2 protein-coding genes are annotated in these 19,191 nt (G+C 44.0%); both read right to left on the bottom strand.

Annotation, left to right across the window (positions count from 1 at the left end; all coding sequences use genetic code 11):
* Positions 1–4,928 (bottom strand): DUF2341 domain-containing protein (locus GF309_08615; GenBank protein MBD3158834.1); only part of this gene is annotated, 4,928 nt, incomplete at its 3' end.
* Between the two features lie 544 nt (positions 4,929–5,472).
* The coding region (locus GF309_08610; GenBank protein MBD3158833.1) for a DUF2341 domain-containing protein at positions 5,473–19,191 on the bottom strand (13,719 nt) is incomplete at its 5' end.

The following is a 19,191-nucleotide window of genomic DNA, read 5'->3' as shown; positions in this document are numbered from 1 at the left end:
GTATTGAAGCCATGAGGGGTAGTGAAGTTTCCGGTTACGCTAACTGACGTGTAGTGCTTTCTGATAGTGATATCAAACTGATGATTATCTGGGTCAAAATATATGGAGCCTGTCATTGAAACAGAAAGCGTCACAGTCTCTGATCCCAGCCCCCAAGAGTTCGTTGGTAGGGTAACATCAAAATCTCCCGGATTAGTCTCATCATAGCTGGGATAAGAAGTAGTTGTGAAAGAAAGGCTGGCTACATCTGAAGCAGCCACGTTAGTTCCCGTATCCAGGTCTCTTATCACAACCGAGACAGATGTATCGAAACCATGGGGTGTAGTGAAGTCGCCCGAAACAGCAGCTTGAGTATAGTGCTTTCTGATTTCAATCTCAAAAGTATGGTTCGCAGGATTGGCATAGCTCGAATTCAGCATACTGAGGCTCAGAACTACATTTTCTGTACCTAATGCCCAGCTACTTGTTGGAAGATTCACTTGGAAATCTCCAGGAGGATCCTCCTGATAGGAGCTATAGGTATCAGGGTCAAAAACAATGGAATCAACCTGACTAACCGAGAGAAGAGTGCCGGTATCAGCATCTGTAAGCTGTATTGAGAGTGAAGTATCGAAACCTTGAGGTGTTAATAAATCGCCCGTAACACTGACAACCGTGTAATGTCTACGGATGGTTATGTTGAATGGATAGTTATCAGGATTCGAGAAAATTGTACTGTTTAGCGATACGGACAAGGTGACGAGTTCCTTTCCGACATCCCAAGTATCTGTTGAGAGGGTTATGTCCAATGAACTAGGGCTACTGAAATCCTGAGTTCCATATGATGAAGATTGGAAAGAAAGGGTTGAGACATTCCCAGCGGAGACTGCTGAATCGGCATCCTGGTCCCAAATGACAATGTTCAGAGGGGTATCATTTCCAAACGGTATAGTTGTATTGCCCTCAACATTAGCTGTTGTGATGCGGGCACGGATAGTTATGTCAAAAGCTACTGACGCGGTATCATAGAATCCGCTATCGGCTGTTACCTCCAGTGTCGTAGATACTAAGGAAATCGACCAGCTGTCAGTATCTATCGTCAGAGTATAAGATGTATCAGCGAAGTTTTGCTGGCTATGCCCCGTCGGACTAACAGCAAATTGACTAACATTGTCTAGAGGGACCTGCGAATCGGTATCTGTATCCCAGTAAGTGACAGTGATATCTGAATCAAAACCAACGGGCGTCACGGGTTCGGAGTTTATCGATACCGTTGTATGATGAGCACGGATTACAACATCGAAGTCAGTTGTGGCCTGTTGATAGTTCTCATTCGAATTATCAGATGTCACGGTAAGTGTAACTGGAACGGTACCCATGGCCCACTCAGAAGTATCGAGGGTCATGGTGTAGGCTGAATCTCCAAATGTTTGAATATTATAGCCAGTAGGATCATAGCTGAATTGGTTCACGGAGCCAACGGGAACTGCTGAGTCAGTATCAATATCCCAGTATACTACAGTGATATCCGTAGTCTGTCCCCAGGGTACATTGAAATCGCCTTCAACATGGACTTGAGTGTAATGCTTTCTCACAGTTATCTCGACAACGGTGTGAGCATCGAAGTAGTTCAAGCTCGAGGAGTACACATCTACGTCTCGTTGATAGCTACCAACAGATAATGAACTAGTATCATACTCAAACGATAGCACTCCAAAGGAATCAGTGTCAACTGTAACGTTATCTAGATTCGCAGAGTCAATTGTGGTTCCACCGGTATCAGAGTCATACCACGTGACAACAAATGATGAGGTCTCGCCCCACGGTATGGTTTCATCATAGTTGACTTCGATGTAAGTATGATGCGCCCGGATTTCAAGAGTAACATTGGTCCATGCATCATCATAGTTGCCATTAGCGGAATAGACTGTGACGTTCAGATGGTACGTACCTACAGTCCAATCATCACAATCCAAGTCGAAATTCAAGAGACTTCCAGATGAGGTTCCGTTTACAGTTACATCGCTAACGCCAATTGTTCCGGAGATATCCGTGTCGCCAGTGTCTGAATCGTACCATGCAATCGAGAAAGTCGAATTCTCTCCCCAAGGTATCTCTTGGTCGAGGTCTACAACAATGAAAGTATCGTGTTGAGTTATCGTGAGTTCTAGCAAGAATGTGCTGTCTTCGTAGTTAGTTTTCGAAAAAGTAACCTCAATGCTGTATGTCTCAATGGCTTTTCCACTAACATCGATAGCTAGACCGTAAGAACCATCGGCGTTATCAGCGACGCCAACCGTAACGCCAGAAGGCGAGTTTACAGACCAAGAAGCTCCAGATATGCCAGCATAGCTGTGATCTGTATCATTGTAAGTTACAGTAAACGAAGTATCAATATCATATGGAGTTGAAACCGAGTTTCCGCCAATTCCATAGGTCGCAGTATGAATCTGTCGAAGCGTGAATGTGATATCCACCGTGCTCTCTAGTAGATAGGTTTCAGCTGGGCTCGCATTTACATGATAGACATAATTTCCTGTTTCTAAACCTGCTGAATCAAGAGTCAAATCATATGTGCCATCGCCATTATCAACAGTACCAATCAGAGATCCATTAGAGGTGATGCTTGCACCTAGGATAGGGTTGCCATTGAACGCATCTCGTACTGTTATGCGGACAGTAAAATCATCACCAACAGGTGTTGAAGGTGGAGTTTCATACAATATTTCAGTTTCATGAGAAAGGTCTATGTCAAGTTGATAGCTGGCATCATTGTAGTATGGATGAGAAGAGGATATGTCAATCCTCCATCTACCTTCAGTAGCCAAGTCTGTTGTGTTCAGAGTGCGACTATAGGTCCCATTTCCATGATCGACTAGCGTTTTCTGTGTGGGGCTTCCATCTACGGTCCAGTTCATTGTAACAGTAGCGCCTTCCACGTAGTCTGAAGTATTGTCACTGTATTGCAGATCCAGCACGATATGTAGCATATCTCCCACAATCTTGGTGGTAATCTGGTCACCAATTGCATCGCCTGGAGATTTGAGTATCAAAGAAGTATCATGTTTAACTATGAAATTCCTCTCGTAAAGACCCGTCTTGTTGGTCACTGAAACTCCAGTATCGTTATAGTAGGTCCTTGCGGTCCATTTGCCTGCAGGTGCAGTTGAATCAACTGTTTTGGTGAAAGTATGTTCAGGAGAGTCACGCTGAGTGTGAGAACCTTTCGCTACGAAAGTGCTAGATGGCACTTGGTTGTCATATTCTGCTGCAATCCAAGCTGGTGAACGAGATGCTGTAGATACTCTTACTTCGTCCATTGAGCCATCCAAGAATGCGGTATTTGGTGAGCCAAATTCTGCGGAGTCGCCATACTTCCCGCCCATTCCCCAATCTGAAGTATATGACATATTGGATGAGCTGAGACCAGTGTCATGTTCATTAGGATTGGTGTCATCCAATCCGTTGATAAACAGCTTGTTATTTGATAGCGTGTCTGCATCCATGAAGCAGGAGTAATGATACCATCCACTTGACCAGCTGGTGGTATTCGTCCATTTAGCAGATTCTGACCCATATTGTTCAAATCCAAAAACGAGACTTCCAGTTGGTGGTGCGCTTTCCCCATAATCAGAACCCGCAAGCACAATGTGGAAATTCACATCATCGCTCAGATACTTTTCCATAATCATCATCGATGTGCTCGAAGAGCTGTTGAATTCATTCTCAAGATAGAACCAGCCGGAAAGCGTAACATCACCCTCTGGTTCGAGTCCCTCAGTTGCGTTCACAGAAATCCAGTCATCTGTTCCGTCAAACAACTGAGCGTAGTAAGCGATTCCCGGATCCCAGTCGTTTCCGTGTTGTACACCATTGTAATCCCCGGAAGTGCTATCCTGGTGGATATTGCCATCAGCTTCGTCCGAATAGGTCTCATCGAGATGCCATGCTGCTTCATAACCGTTGGTCCAAACAGCAGTTGCATTTTCTGTAGAACCAACAACTGGGTTGCCGTAGTACATATACACGGTGTTATCTACCGAGGAAGAAAGGTTTGTCTTAACCCATGCCGTTAGCTTGCCTGTAGATTGAGTGAATCGTACTAGCTCATGGGAGAGAATATCCCCATTTTGAACGAAAACGATATCATCACCATCAGCTTGTACCTTGTTAGTATTCGTCAAATCATTCTCAGTAATATCTACCAATAGTGGAAAATCGGTCAAGTCAGCATCGACATTAGAGGCTGAGATATCTAGAGGAATCCTATGTCCAAATGAGGGAATGTGCCAATCAGTACTAGGAGTTCCTGTAGTATTGGAGTCGGTGTACCAGACATCACCACTTGGATCTTTCAGCTCCAGCCCAACTCTCGCATTCTCAATCCAAGGAGTAGTAGCCCTGAGTTTCAAATCATCGCCCACATTGAGTACCGCGCTATCGGACAGTGACTGTCCGCTTACTCCAAGCTGGAGATTCTTCATATAGTTCAGGCTGTTGAATTTGACAAGCCATTCACCATAGACATCGACAGATGAGCTGTAGATCGTGAGCTTTCCAGCTCCATAATCCCAAGCGGTACCCTGAGTCCGCTCACGCCCCAAGGAGTCAATCACCTTGGTTGGGCCCCATTCAGTCATTGGGTAGAATACTTCAACATCGCCTGAAAGAGTATCATTCGGTTGAGGAATAAGAACTTCTGCTGTCCAACTGACGATGCTACTTCCATTAGTAACTGAGAAGGTGGTTGGAGCGGTATCTGTAGTTCCTCCAATGGAATACTCAAGTGGTTGACCGGAACCAGAATATGAGTCTGATTCCTCTGCCAAGGCATTTGGTGCGGAACCAAGAAGTGGAGATTCCGTTGTTTTGATTGGTGTTTGATGAAGATTTGTTGGTAGCAAAATAAGAACTGATACAATCACTACTGCTAGGGCTATCCGCCTCATATTTAATGACCTCCAAGTTCGAATGGGATACGGGAATTCAGTTGAAAGACTGAACACATAGTATTGCAATGCAGATTGTACCAAGCCAAATCAAGCTTCTTGCAACGGACATCTACATCGCTTTGTGATTTTGTTATTCTGTAAGATACAGTACTGCAGAATGAGATTCTCACATCTAATAAGGAGTTCTCCATCACCAGTCCTATCCTCCGGGCACATATCCCAATTATCAAGCAACTGAAAGGACAAAGCACTATCAATGCATAAGGCTGACTGTCCTTGCCTGATTGAACAATAGATTTGGAAACGCATAATAAACCATATCATCGCAGGGCGTTTCTTTCAGTTGTCAAACCTTTCGATTTTTAGAAACTCTTCAAATCTGTGGTTTCTTCCCAATAGTTCGTAGGTAGACGTGGCAGAAGGGAATGGGTATGTTCTGTGCTCGTAGGAACGTAGCTATTAGGCTGCCACGCTAGAAAAGAAATACTCGAGGAGAAGAGAATACTTCCCTTCTGGCCAGTCAGCCTTGGAAGAAGGGTATCTACTCCTTGTTTTCATCCAAGCTAGCCAATAACTCACGAACGAGATCCCTTGAGAGCCTCTCGGCCTGTTTGATGATAGTATCTATTTCGTGAGCCGGTACACCGCGTTTCTCAAGATCCTTACGAAGTTCTTCGAGTTCATAGGGACTCAAGAAATCCGATTCGCGTTCCGTTATTTCGTCTTCTTCCGCAATAATTTTCTTCTCAGAAATTTCCTCTTCGAGAAGCAGTCTCTCGACCTGTTCTACTTCCTTTACTTCCGGGATATCTTCTGGCTCTTCCTCAATCTCTTCCCCTCGTAGCTGCTTCCGAGCTTCCTCTCTAACCTCTTCAATGATAGCATCAGTATCCTTGTTCTCACGTTTGGCAGCTCTAATTGCCTCCTGCTGGATGACTTCTTTAATGAATGCCGCCTTCTCACTTGGTTTCATTTTATCGATATCGCCCTTGAAATCTTCAAGTTCCTCGGGACTAAGATGCGTCAATATTGATAACATTACCAACAATTCGCCAAGCTCAGGTACTTCGATTTCCACTGCTTCTGAAGGCATACTCTCGGGAGTTCTTGTGACTTGAACTTCCCTGAATGTATCATTGAAAAGCTCTGCAACGAGATCCTGTCTACTCTTGGCCTCATCTATGGGGCTAGGGATCTTTCCTTTCTCGAGCGATTTTATCTGGCCATTTATCTGCCTCAATCGCTTCGGAATACTCCAGACTTTGATGTAAGCCACCAGTAGCAAGATAATGAAGAGACTGATTGGAGTCCCAAGTCGTAACGCTGTATCCATGCTCTGCTGGCCCTGAGTCGGTATAACATTGACTCTCAGCTCCAATTTGGCATCTGAATATGTAGACTTGTTTGCTGATACAGTACCTAGAGTCAGGTCCTCAGAAATCCCCAAGGGTACTAGAGGAGCCTCAGCAAACAGATAAACCGTGTAGTAACCATTGCCATCTTCTACTACACGATCAACTTTTACAATTCCTTCACCGAACTCACCAAGAATTGTAGCATCTTCAATTCCTCGAGAATCGCTATGGCCAATCCAAGTATCATTGTAGTAAACTTTGACCGCAACTGTTTGACCATAAGGGAATTGCACAAATGGATTCTGCGCATCAAGTTCGGGGAAAATCAACTCTGCGGGTATTTCTACTACCCTGATAGAGATAGAGACTTCAACAAGTGTTCTGTTTTCAAGTTGCAGTGCGACGTAATACGTATATTCGACCCCTGGTGTCCAATCTGCGATATCATAGATTGAAGAGTTGGTTGTATCAAAGGTGAAACTATACCAACCAGCACCGAGTTCAACTAATGGGAAGTCCCATTTTCCATTGAAGGTCTGACCTGAAAATGAACTCTCGGGCAGCAGAGTAGCATTCTCAATGCCCCCTACGTATTCTTCTGTATCATCTGTGTCATTATAGAACAGTTGAACAGTCAGGGTATCTCCAATTGGCACCTGAAGGTTGGTTCTACTACTTTCAATCATATTATCGATTGGTGGCTGAATAACTACCTCTGTCGGAATCTCCTGAACAGCTATCTGTATGCCTCCATTGGATTCCTGATAATTCCCTTTTGCAAATGAAATAAGCACAGAATGGCGATCGCCCGTTGTGAGCAGCGTAGTGTCAACAGGAACCAGATAGGTCCCATTCCCAGTATCTATGGCACTCCCTTTCACTGGGCCCCAAGAATACTCAGTATCAGCTCCCGCAACTCCGGTTTCGAAGTGTGAATCGTAATATGTGAAGCTGATATTGCCTTTCCAACCCCACACAACCGTAAGTGGTGATGGATTCAAAGCCTCAGTCGGTATTCTCTTAATAGTAAGAGTGAGCGTTGTTGTTGTAGCTGCCAAAATCGGGTTATCTGGAAGAGCTCGGAAAGTGAAACCCCAAGTACCGTATCCTACTTCTGCAGTATCAAAGTCTGTATGCCAAAGACCGTTTCCTAGATTGGCAAATGAACCAGAAATAGCTGCGTCAGGTATGGCCCAAGTAACGTTTGCCAAATCTATGGTAACTCCACTGAATTTCTCCGTATAATTGAGTTCAAATTCCACCTGCTCGAAATATACTGCATTCATTGTTCGGTTCGTGAGTCCATGCATGTGAAGTGTTGTTAGTGTCTGCAGCAAATCGATTTTGAAAGAGAAGCTAGCAGGATTGTAATTCGTAATCACTGATGATATTCTGATTGTATAGAAACTAATTGGGAGCTCCGTATCAGCACCAGGGATAGTAGTGCTATAGTAGCCTGCAGTGCCATTATAGGCCAGTGGATAGTTCTTTCCTTCAAGAATAGCATAGATGTCTACAACCCATTCATCAGCAATGGGCTGATCGTAAGTAGTATCATTCAGGTAGATAGTAATGTTAACTGGACTGCCTCGCGGTATCTCGTTAACTAGCTCAACCGGTTCGTACGCAATCATATCAGAAGGAATAGTTAGGATAACCAAGGTTACCGTTGTTATGGATGTTCTGAACTTGTCTTTAGCTGCAGTTATGGTGATTACGTGAGTTCCAGACCCTGCAGCAGTAGTATCGACGCTTGTTGCATATATACCGGTAGTTCCCTGCTCCGTAAGCGTGCCGTCACCCCCACTCCACGAATAAGTTACGCTAGCGCCAGTTGTAAGGTTCTCGTGAAGAAGGTCTTCATAAGATACATTGAATGGTGCCGATTGCCTCCAAGGTATTTGGATTGTTTCTTTACCAGGTGTTAGAACAGTGGCAATTACTGATACAGTGAAGGTTGGATTCACCTCTCTTGATTCATATGGCCATTTGGATGCTATAATCGACAAAGTGTAAGCACCCGTCTCATTTAGATCAATGGTATTGAAAGTGATTTCATAGATACCCGGCCCGGTTCTGTTGACGAGTAAGTTACTTGGTTCCAAACCTGTTGATACATAAGCCACATCGATTGATGAACCATTGATGCCAATTTGACCATGATCGAGGTCTCTGAAATACACAACAACTTTCACGTAGTCTGTGATGTTTACTGAGCTTGGGGTTGGAACGTCATTCTGAAGACTAGTCCATATGAGATCAACCGAACCCGTGACGGCTATCGTTGACAAATTGCTGTAGTATGGAGAAGATGTTGGAATCCAGTGAACATCCAAGTTGAAAGTGAAATCTCCAATCCCACCCAATGCGCTTGTGAAAACAGTAACGTTGTAGACACCCGCAAGTGATCCCGTTCCCTCAGTTATCCAATAGGATGAGCCTTCTTCCAACGAGACAGTCGTGCAATCAAACAGGATAACAGCTCCTTCTACTGGTGTTTTCTTGATGTTATCCTTCAGGCTGAAATTGACAGTCATATTGTCACCTAGCGGAGTGGTCTGAATTTGGCCGAGGGTTATCCCCATGTTTCTTCTAACACTAGTGAAAGATAGCTCAGTTTGATCATCTTCATAGTAAGGAGCGAGACTATCCGTCCAATCAACGACCACAGTGACATTATAATCTGATACTAATGTTGGTGCCAATACTGTTGAATTGATAACAATCCTGAATGCAGAATCCATGATTCCTGTCATAGAATATTCAGAATCCAACAGAAGAGAGCCATTTGCATAGATGTCAATATCATCAGGAGTGATATATATTCGAGATTCACTACTGCCAGCCTTGTCGGTATATGCAAACGTGAAAGTGAAGTTGTCCAAGAATCTTGCCTGACCAGGTGGAGAAAGAATCTCCACTTCTGCGTTTCTTCTCGTTACAGATATCGTAACATTTCTGGAGGCATCATTATGATATGGTTCTGCGGTGTTGAGCCAATCGGCAGTAACATTGACGATGAAGATTCCCAATCCACCTAGAGAACTGGTATTCAAAGATACTATGTATGTGCCTGGGGTTCCCGTGGATACGAAGTAGTCTGTGTCAATCAACAGTGATTCCAATAAAATTGAAGCGCCAGAAATCCCCTGCTGCACATCTGTGTCTTCATAGTAGATTTCAAACACTGCAAGTTCGTTATAAGCAGTTGGCGTAGGCGGTTCAGGTACACTAAGAAGAGAAGTTCGTTTTCTGATCGAGAAGAAAATGTAGGTTTCATCATGCAGATAGTATGGAGATTGATAGAGATAGGTCATATTGACACGCAGGCTGTAGCTCACACCAACATCGAGAGTTTGTCCTTCGGTTTCCACAGCTAATTCATAGGTTTCTGTCGAAGGTTGCCACTGTACAGAAAACACCCATGGTGTGCCAGTATCGTTAACAACGGTCAGAGACGTTTGGGACGATAGATTGCCAATCGATTCGAAAGTAAGCTGATCCTGGAATTGCAGGGAAGTTATGATTTGCGTTTCGTATCCTATCGGACCAACAGGGTCTGCAGAGAGAATAGTTCCTCTGAATCGTACTACGAGAGTTCTCGAAGCGTAGGCGTCGGAACGGAATTCGGTTCCGGTATACACCAAGCTGGCATTGAGCTCATAAGAACCTGGCTCTGTAAAGAAGTTAGTGTCTAATTCAACCCCAAATAGCCCAGAACCATCAGGCGTAGCTTGGGTGTATTGAGCTGGAATGGGAGAGCCAGCATAGTACATCGTCAGATTTGCCTCAGAAATACCAATCTCCGTTCCACCAGCGACATCAAGGTATGTCACATTGAAAGCAACAGTATCATTGTACGGGGTTGGTATAGGAGCATCGAAATTCACTTGGGTTTCTCTGTATATGACATTCACAGAAGAAACTTGAAGCGTCCGATTCTCATAGAATGGCGTTCCAGCCCAAGTCACATTGATATAGAAGAAATGGACTCCCACATCTGCAAACTGTGAAGTATCGAACGAAATAGTAAACGTTTCACTCGCCTCTTCATAGTCTATAGAAGGGGTTTCCGTTAGATTGGTCATAATCGTGAGAGTTGGGTTGCTTTGTATGGTTTCCTCTGGAATGTTTGTCGTATCCAAGAACTGGAAACTCAAGGTCGCATTTTCATCATACGACGTCCTTTGTGGTTTGTCGATAGAAAGCGCAGTTTCACGAGCAATAATCGTCACTTGAACCGCCGTTGAGTCATCCTGATAGTAGTTGGGTGCATCAGGCCAGTCGACGAATATAGTGACATTTATTCCAGACGCTAGCACAGAAGAAAGAACAGTAGAATTGATGGTGATTTCATAATTGTATTCTGCACCTGATTGAAGGAATGTGAAATCAGAACCATCCAATGCCACACCTTCGTTGTATATTGTTATCAAGCTCTTGTCAGTGGACAAGTAGTCGCCCGTGGACAAGTCCGAGAATGCAACAAGAAACTCTACGTTCTCTAGGAAATTAGTTCTTGATGGGGGAATCATAACAACTACGTTAGTCGACCGCCTAACAACTCGCAAATCTAGTGAAAGGCTCGCATTGCTATGGTAGGGAGAACCACTGGTCCAGTTTGCCCAGACTACGATTTGCGTAGTTCCAAGTCCATCCAAAACAGTAGTATTCACTGATATTTCGTATATACCGCCTCCAGAATCTGTATAGACAAAATCGGTTCCCTCGTTAAGACTGGAACCACCTTTCACTACATAGATGGTCCCGCCCTCGACACCGGTTCCAGCATCTGCGTCACCATAATAGACAACAAAGTCAGAGTAATCCAAGTATGGTGTCTGAATAGGAGCTTCTGATTGCTCGAGAGAAGATGCCCGGTGTCTTAGTTCATAGCCGATTGTCAAATCATCCCATCTGTAGAACGGTTCAACATCGGCATAACTCATATTCAGTTGAATCTCATATGGAACACCGATTTCTAAACCAACTTGGTTGGAAGTGTCAATCAAGAGAAGATAATTCCCGCGCGATTGACGCCAGTTGATGGTGTATATCCAGTTCCCAGCGGTTATTATGTCAAAGGAGACAAGATTAGAAGTGTTGCCCACATTTGCCAAACTCAGGAGATCCTGATAATACAAAACAACCTCGATTGTTCCGTTGTATGGAACGTCATCTACAGGATCAGATGTCAAAATCGTTATTCTCTGTCGAATATTGAGCGTTCTATCAGCTGTTGCGTTGAGGTAGTAGAATTCAGGGGAAGCAACCTCGACAGTGACGGTGTAAAACCCGGGGTGGGATTTGTAAGTTGTATTAAGCTCGATAGAATACTCGCCGCCACCAGATTCTGCTACTGAGTAATATGATTGCGCAATAGGAGAAGCTCCGTCATAAAGAACCACAGTAGCATTTTCGATACCTAAGGCAGAAACACCCGCAATATCGGTCCAAGTTACTGTGAAATCCACGACCTCACGATATGAGGTGGGTGGAGGGGCCTGATAATCCAAAACTGTATTACGAGACGTAACCGTTACGAATACAACCCTATTTGTTCGGTTTGCATAGAAGGGAGTACCAGTCCAAGTGATATTGAGAGTGAAGGATTTCTCTCCCAGCGATTCAAACTGGCTGGTGTTGAAGGTTACAGTAAACAGCTTGGATACATCGTCATAGGTGATTTCAGAGGAATTCAGACTTAGAGAAATCGACAATTTGCTCGAATTAGCTATGTCTTCACCTGCAAGAGTATCTTCGTAGGTGAATGAAAACTCTGCATATTCATTGTATGCGGTTGATGATGCTGGAACGATTGAAATGAGTGTATCACGAGGTAGAATTCGCACCGATATTGTATCAGTACGATTTGTATATCCAGGATCTACTCCTTTGGACCAATTGATGTAGAGGTTCATATAAAATAGACCAGTTGAACTGAAAATCGATGTATTGAATCTGATTGAGTATTGACCCGGCTTGTTTTGATAATCCGTCTCCCAAATATCAACTTCTGACAAATCAATGGATGCGCCCTCAAATTCAACGTGGATGAAAACATTTCCATCTTCGTAGTCTGGATTACTTGTGTTTGCAATTCCTTGTCCGCTGTCAAGCTCTGCATACCTTATGGTGTAAGACATATTCCCGAGGTAAGCAGTAGGTTCTGATGAGGTCAGGAGTGTTAATTCGGAGGTCACTCCAACAATATTCACCGAAGCCGACGTGGTCTTGTTTTCGTATTGCTGAACAGGTCCTGTCCAATTGAAGAATATGGTGAAGCTCTGTTGACCAAGACCAAACTGATTTGCATCAATCTGGATAGTATAGATTCCTCCAGTTTCCGAAAATAGGGTGGTTGCTATCCAATCAGTTCCATTCCACACATAATCCTCAATGTTGGAAATGCTGTCTATTCCAACTTTGTTATCGAAATCATAGTATCGCACTGAGATGTTGATGAGAGCATTGAATGCTGTCGGTTCTACGGCAGTTACAAGGTTGAAAATGGTGATGTGACTTCGAATGTCGACTTCCACTTCGCAGTAGCCGGGTTGATAGTTTTCACCCTTTGTGAAATTGAACCAAATCAGATAAATGCCCAGTTCATCAGAACCTGTTGTTGTCAGATTCACCTTGTATCTGCTGCCGGTCCATGTAATATCAAGGGCAACGGATCCACTCCAGTTTGTCGTGTGGGTAGCATCCGGAATGGCTACATCGTTGTCCAAATCGTTGTAGTCTATATAGAAAATTTCTGTATTCCCTACAGGCATATCAATTGAGATTTTCGAGGGTTCTGCATCAGTATGTATTTGGGTAACTACAACGGTTACAATAACACTTCGAGCTGCATATCCAGCGGCATCAGCTGTAAGGTTAACAGGATGAGATCCGAGACTGAAATCTGCAACGCCTATTTCCACATCATAATTTCCCCCGTCAACATGAGTGTAGGAAATCCAAGAAATGTTTGCGATAATAGTTGCAGTTGTAATACCTGAACCCCTGTCAAGATCATAGTAAGAAAGCGTTAAAGTAGCGTTGGTGTTGTATGGAGTTGAAATGGTGTACAGGTTTGCCGTAAGGTCACTTCTGGCCGGTTGATACTCGAATGTTATAATCACCTCGGATGACCCATAGATAGAACTCGTTGGATCAACCTCAACTGTTATTGTGTAGGTACCTTCGATGAAGTGGCCGACATCATCGATTGTAAGGTTGTATCTTCCGTCGGATAGAAAATCGATTGTTGCGGGGTATGTATAGCTCGAATTCGTTACTGTAAAGTCACTAGGATCTAAACTGTTTATCGGATTACCATAATACGTGCCCGGTTCGCTCACATTGAGCTGAAGAACTATCACGAAGTCATCGCCCGTTGGAAAGAGCAAATCACTAGGTTCATGATATAGCCTAGTTGTCAGACTTGTGATTTGAACGGCGAACTCGTAGTTTGATGGGTTGTTGTATACGCCACTCATCGTCACAGATAGTGTTACTGTCTCTGTTCCCACAGCCCAATCCTCAGTCGTTAGGGTCACCTGGAAATCAGATGGGGGTGATTCACTATCGGGGTCGTAACTGGAACTGAAAGACCAAGATGAAATGTCGTTTGTATCTCCTAGGACCGTATTGGTATCTAGATCGGTTATTACTACCTCAACTGGAGTTGTGTTGCCATATGGCGTTACAAGGTCACCTGTAACGGAAAGAGAAGTGTAATGCTTCCGGACCTCAACATCGAATTGATAACTCGTTGGATTCGCATAGATTCCACTCATGATTACAGATAGGGTTACTGATCGAACTCCCAAATCCCATGTGTTGGTCGTCAAGGTGTAATCAAAGTCAGACGGCGGAGTCTCAGAATCTGAACTAGTTCCCCAATCAAATGTCCATGAGGAGATATCAGAAGTGTCCACAAGCACAGAGCCGTTGTCTGTATCAGTGATTACGACCACAATCGCAGTGTCAAATCCATGTGGAGTCAATAAATCTCCTGTAATTGTAACGGATGTGTAGTGTTGACGAATTTGGATATCAAATTGAATATCCTGAGGATTATCATAATTTCCATTCATCGTGATAGATAGCGTAACGGTTTCAATCCCAAGCGACCAGGTATCTGTTGTCAATGAAACGTCGAAGTCAGTTGGGTTGGTCTCCGACACGGGATCAAAGCCAGAGCTAAAGGTCCATGACGAAACATTATCTGTATTCGCTAGTTTCGCTCCGGTATCAAGGTCTGTTAGTGACACAGTCACATCCGTGATTTGTCCATGAGGGGTCACAAACTCTCCAATAACAGAAGACGCAATTCGATGGTTTCGGATTTCTATGTCGAAGTTGTAATTGGCAGAATCGAAGTATATTCCACTCATAGCTACGGAAAGTGTGACTGTCTCGATTCCTACGTTCCAAGTATCTGTGGTAATTGATACTGCAAAATCACCGGGCGGCGTTTCGGTCACCACAGGATAACTTGACGTAAAGCTCCACGAAGCAACAGAAGATGTGGTTCCCAGAGTGTTTCCAGTATCCATATCCGACAAAACAACTGTCACTGGTGTTGTCTGTCCATACGGAGTAACAAGATCCCCTTGGACACTCACAGATGTGTAATGCTTACGAATCTCTACATCAAACTGATAATTTGTAGGATTCTCATAGATACCACTCATTGTAACTGAAAGAGTCAATGTCTCAACTCCCAATGCCCACGAATTGGTAGTTAACGTAACATCAAAATCTTCTGGCGAAGCCTCTGAAACCGGAGAGTAACTGGAAGTAAATGACCATGATGAGACATCAGCAGTGGTGCCGAGCGCAAGTCCTGTATCAGTGTCCGTTATCACAACAGTGACGGGTGTGTTGAATCCATGAGGGGTGATTAAATCACCAAGAACTGTAACAGAAGTGTAGTGTTTGCGTATATCCACATTGAACTGATGGGTAGATGGATCGTAGTAGTTACCACTCATCGTGACCGATAAGGTAACTGTCTCAGTTCCTACCAGCCAAGAGCTTGTGGTAAGAGACACATCAAAGTCAGGCGGTGAATTTTCCGAGATAGGATCGTATCCCGAAGTAAATGTCCAAGAGGCTACGGAACTCGTAGAAATGAGTGCATTACCAGTATCCAAATCTGTAATGACCACTGTGATTGGTGTATCTTGCCCATATGGTGTTACAAGGTCTCCTTGTACGCTAACAGAAGTATAGTGTTTTCTTAGCGTGAATGTTACATTTGTTGTATCATCCTCGAGAAAGGCACCCGATTTGAACGCTACGAACTCATAAGAGTGATCTCCCAGTGATTTACCACTTGTAGATAGTGAGATGTTGTAATGGCCCGAGCCCTCGGCCACAACATTGGCAGGTGTGCCATTTGAAAAGGTAATCGAAGCTCCTGTTACGGGAATATCGTCGTAGAGATCATAGAAAACCAAAGTGGCTGTGAAATCGTAGCCAACAGGGGTAGTTTCGATATTTGTATAGGTTAATTCTGTTTCATGATTCAAATCCAAGTCGAAATAGTCTGTTGCATCATTATAGTAAGGATGAGTAGACCACACATTAATCCGCCAGCGTTTGTTGTCTCCCAAATCTGACGTATTCAGTATCTTACCATAACGACCATTCTCGTATTCATCCAGAGTCACATCCGTCGGACTTCCGGATGTGGTCCAATTGATTTCAAGGGTTGCTCCGCTTACACCTTCCGAGGATATGTCATCGATGAGTTTCATCTCAATTTGGAGAAGATCTCCTGCAATTCGTAGCGACAAATCATCAGAAACAGCATCGCTTGGATGAAGAAGCTGCAAGGAGCTATCATGCTTCACAATGAAATTGCGTTCATACAAGCCTGTTGCCTCTGAAACTGTCGTACCTGTATCATTGTAGTAAACACTGGCTGTCCATTCTCCAGCTAAAGCAGTAGAGTCAATGGTTTTTGTAAAGGTGGCATCAGGCGAAGTCTTCTGTTGTTCATTACCCCTTTGAACAAATGAAGCGGGGTCATTTTGGCTATTATATTCAGTTGATATCCAACCAGATGAGCGAATAGCATTCGAGATTCGTACTTCATCCATCTCTCCGTCTAGAAATCGTTCAGGTGGAGAGCCAAACTCTGAATCTTCACCATAACGCCCTCCAATTCCCCAATCTGCGGAGTAGTCCAAGCTCAAGAACGACGGAGTGCCACCGCTGCCAGCAGTACCAGAATTGGTGCTGTTTACTCCATTGACATAGATCTTGTTGTTTGCGGGCGTATCCGAATCCATGAGAGCAGTGTAATGATACCAGCCAGAGGACCAATATGTCTTCGTAGTCCATTTTGTGAATTCGGCATTATCCATTTCGAATCCAAATGCCAAGCTTCCTGCATCAACACCGGACTCGCTGTAGTCTGTTCCCACCAATGCTAAATGGAAGTTAACATCACCACTAAGGTATTTCTCCATTATCATCATTGATGTGGATGATGTACTACTGAAAGTGGATTCAAGATAAAACCATCCGGAGAGAGAAACATCACCTGTGGGATTGAGATCCTCGGTCGCGTTCACAGAAATCCAGTCGTCTGTGCCATCAAACTGCTGACCGTAACTTGCAATGCCTGGATCAAAGGTATTACCATGCTGAATTCCGTCATATCTTGTGGAAGTGCTGTCTTGGTGGATGCCGCCATCTCCTTCGTCAGAAACAATCTCATTCAGATGCCAAACAGCGTCGTATTCATTTGTCCATACGTCGGTTCGACTCTCACATGAACCAATCACGGGATTCCCGTAGTACATGTAAAGACTATTATCAACACTACTCGATAGATTCGTTTTGACCCAAGCAGTTATCCTGCCGGTTGCCTGATCAAACCTTTCAATTTCATGCGAGAGAATAATGCCGTTCTGTACAAAGACAATATCATTTCCATCAGCCTGGACTTTGTTGGAATCCTGAAGATTCGTATCTACAAAATTCATAAGAACCGGAAAGTTGGTCAAATCCGAATCTACTTGCGAAGAAGAAATGGTAAGCGGTATGCGATATTCAAATGAGGGTACGTGCCAAGTGGAACTTGGGGTCCCAGTTACATCATAATCGGTATGCCAGAGGTCTCCATTGGGGTCAGTTAGTATTAACCCGGTTCTCGCATTTTCTACCCAGGGCGTTGTTGCTTGGAGTTCCAAAACGTCACTCACATTAAGCGTTGCTGTGTCTGAGAGTGTTTGGCCACTGATTCCCAGCTGCAAATCCTCAACATAATTCCAGCTTACAAAGTTAAGAACCCAAACGCCCCAGATATCAACTGCAGAGCTGTAGATAGTTACCGTTCCACCATCATAGTCCCAATCAGTTCCATAACTTTTTTCCTGTCCTAACGGATTGATTACTTGGGTTGGGCGCCATTGGGTCAGAGGATATTCGATTTCAGCGTTCATAGATTGGGTACTGTTTGGCGGTGAAATGAGAACATTAGCAGTCCAGTTAACATAACTCGAACCATTGAAAGCATAGAAGCTTGTACCATCATTCATGTTATCATCAAGAGACTTGCCTGAGCCCTCGATATCCATTGTCACAAGGGGACCAAGCGTCAGGGGTTCTTCTGAGCTCGTAGAAAAGAGCAATGTTGCCTTGTCTTCGTCTTGCCATGTATCACCTAGTACGCGCTCTGAAGAAATGCTGAAGAAAGAAGACGGATTCTTTTGATTATTGTATTCAGTTTCAATCCAGTCTTGGGAACGCACAACAGGAATAAGTCTTGCCTCGTCTATTACGCCATCTAAATATCGGCTATTATCCAAATCGGTGTTGCCCAAGGTGAATACTTCGACTGCATCGTAGATAGTATCACCATCATGGGTTACATCAAGAATCGCATTGCCATCTAGATAACCGACTAATCTCTCGTCTGCAGCGCTCCACCTCCAAGCAAGATAATGCCATTGATTCAGCGTCAAATTGTAATTTGTGGCTTCATAGCTGGCTCCTGAACCTCCACTTCCATCTGTCCGGATTCTGAAAGTGGGAGTAATACCATTGATTCTCAAGGTGATGATATGTTCTGAAGGAGTAGTAGTATCGGATTTTGAGAAGACTCTGCAATCGTGGCTCTCTTCTTCTCGAACCCAAGCACTCATGGTGAATTCAGTCCAGTCATCGGTATAGATTTGTCCAATCCCTATGACATCATTTTGTTCATCATCAAAGTCTATGCCGCTGTCGATTTGACCGCTTACCGAATCCTCTGAACCTTGAGTCCCATATGAAGTGCCTAGATGGTTGTTGGAAGTACTATCGAAGAGAGTTCCACTCGGGTTCTCGTTCATATGATGCACAGTAGCATAGGACTCCCATACCCTGACAGAACTCGCGGACTTTGCATTAGGATTACCATACATCATCGTTATGGTGGTATCCGCCAACCATGATAAGTAAGGAACCTTCACCCAAGCCACTAGATGAGCTTCAGTTGGGCTGTAGTCCTGGTCGAAATACTCAATTTCGTAATCTAGAGCTGTATCACCCATTCGGAATGCAATATCATCACCATCGGGCTGAACCTTTGTCTTCAAATCACTGTCAAAAAGCTCCACCATCACTGGAAAGTCAGTTAAATCGGTTTCTACTTGGTTGTGGTCAATGATGATATCTTTCTCGTATGCAAAGTTGTAGACTTCATCCTCTTCTAATGGAATCTTGTATTCCACAAAAAGTCGGGGGAGTTCTTCTTGTGAAAAGCGTGATCCGAAAGCACCCTTTATGCTATTTCGGTCTTGATAGCCTCCGGAATTCATGTAATCTAGCATGACGACAACAAAATTATTGGGACTCCATCTCGAGTCAGATACAACGCTCTGAATTAGAGAAGTCAGTTCTGGTGATTTCTGCTG

Source organism: Candidatus Lokiarchaeota archaeon (assembly GCA_014730275.1).
Lineage (GTDB): Archaea > Asgardarchaeota > Thorarchaeia > Thorarchaeales > Thorarchaeaceae > WJIL01.
This window is presented reverse-complemented; position numbering and strand designations above follow the sequence as displayed.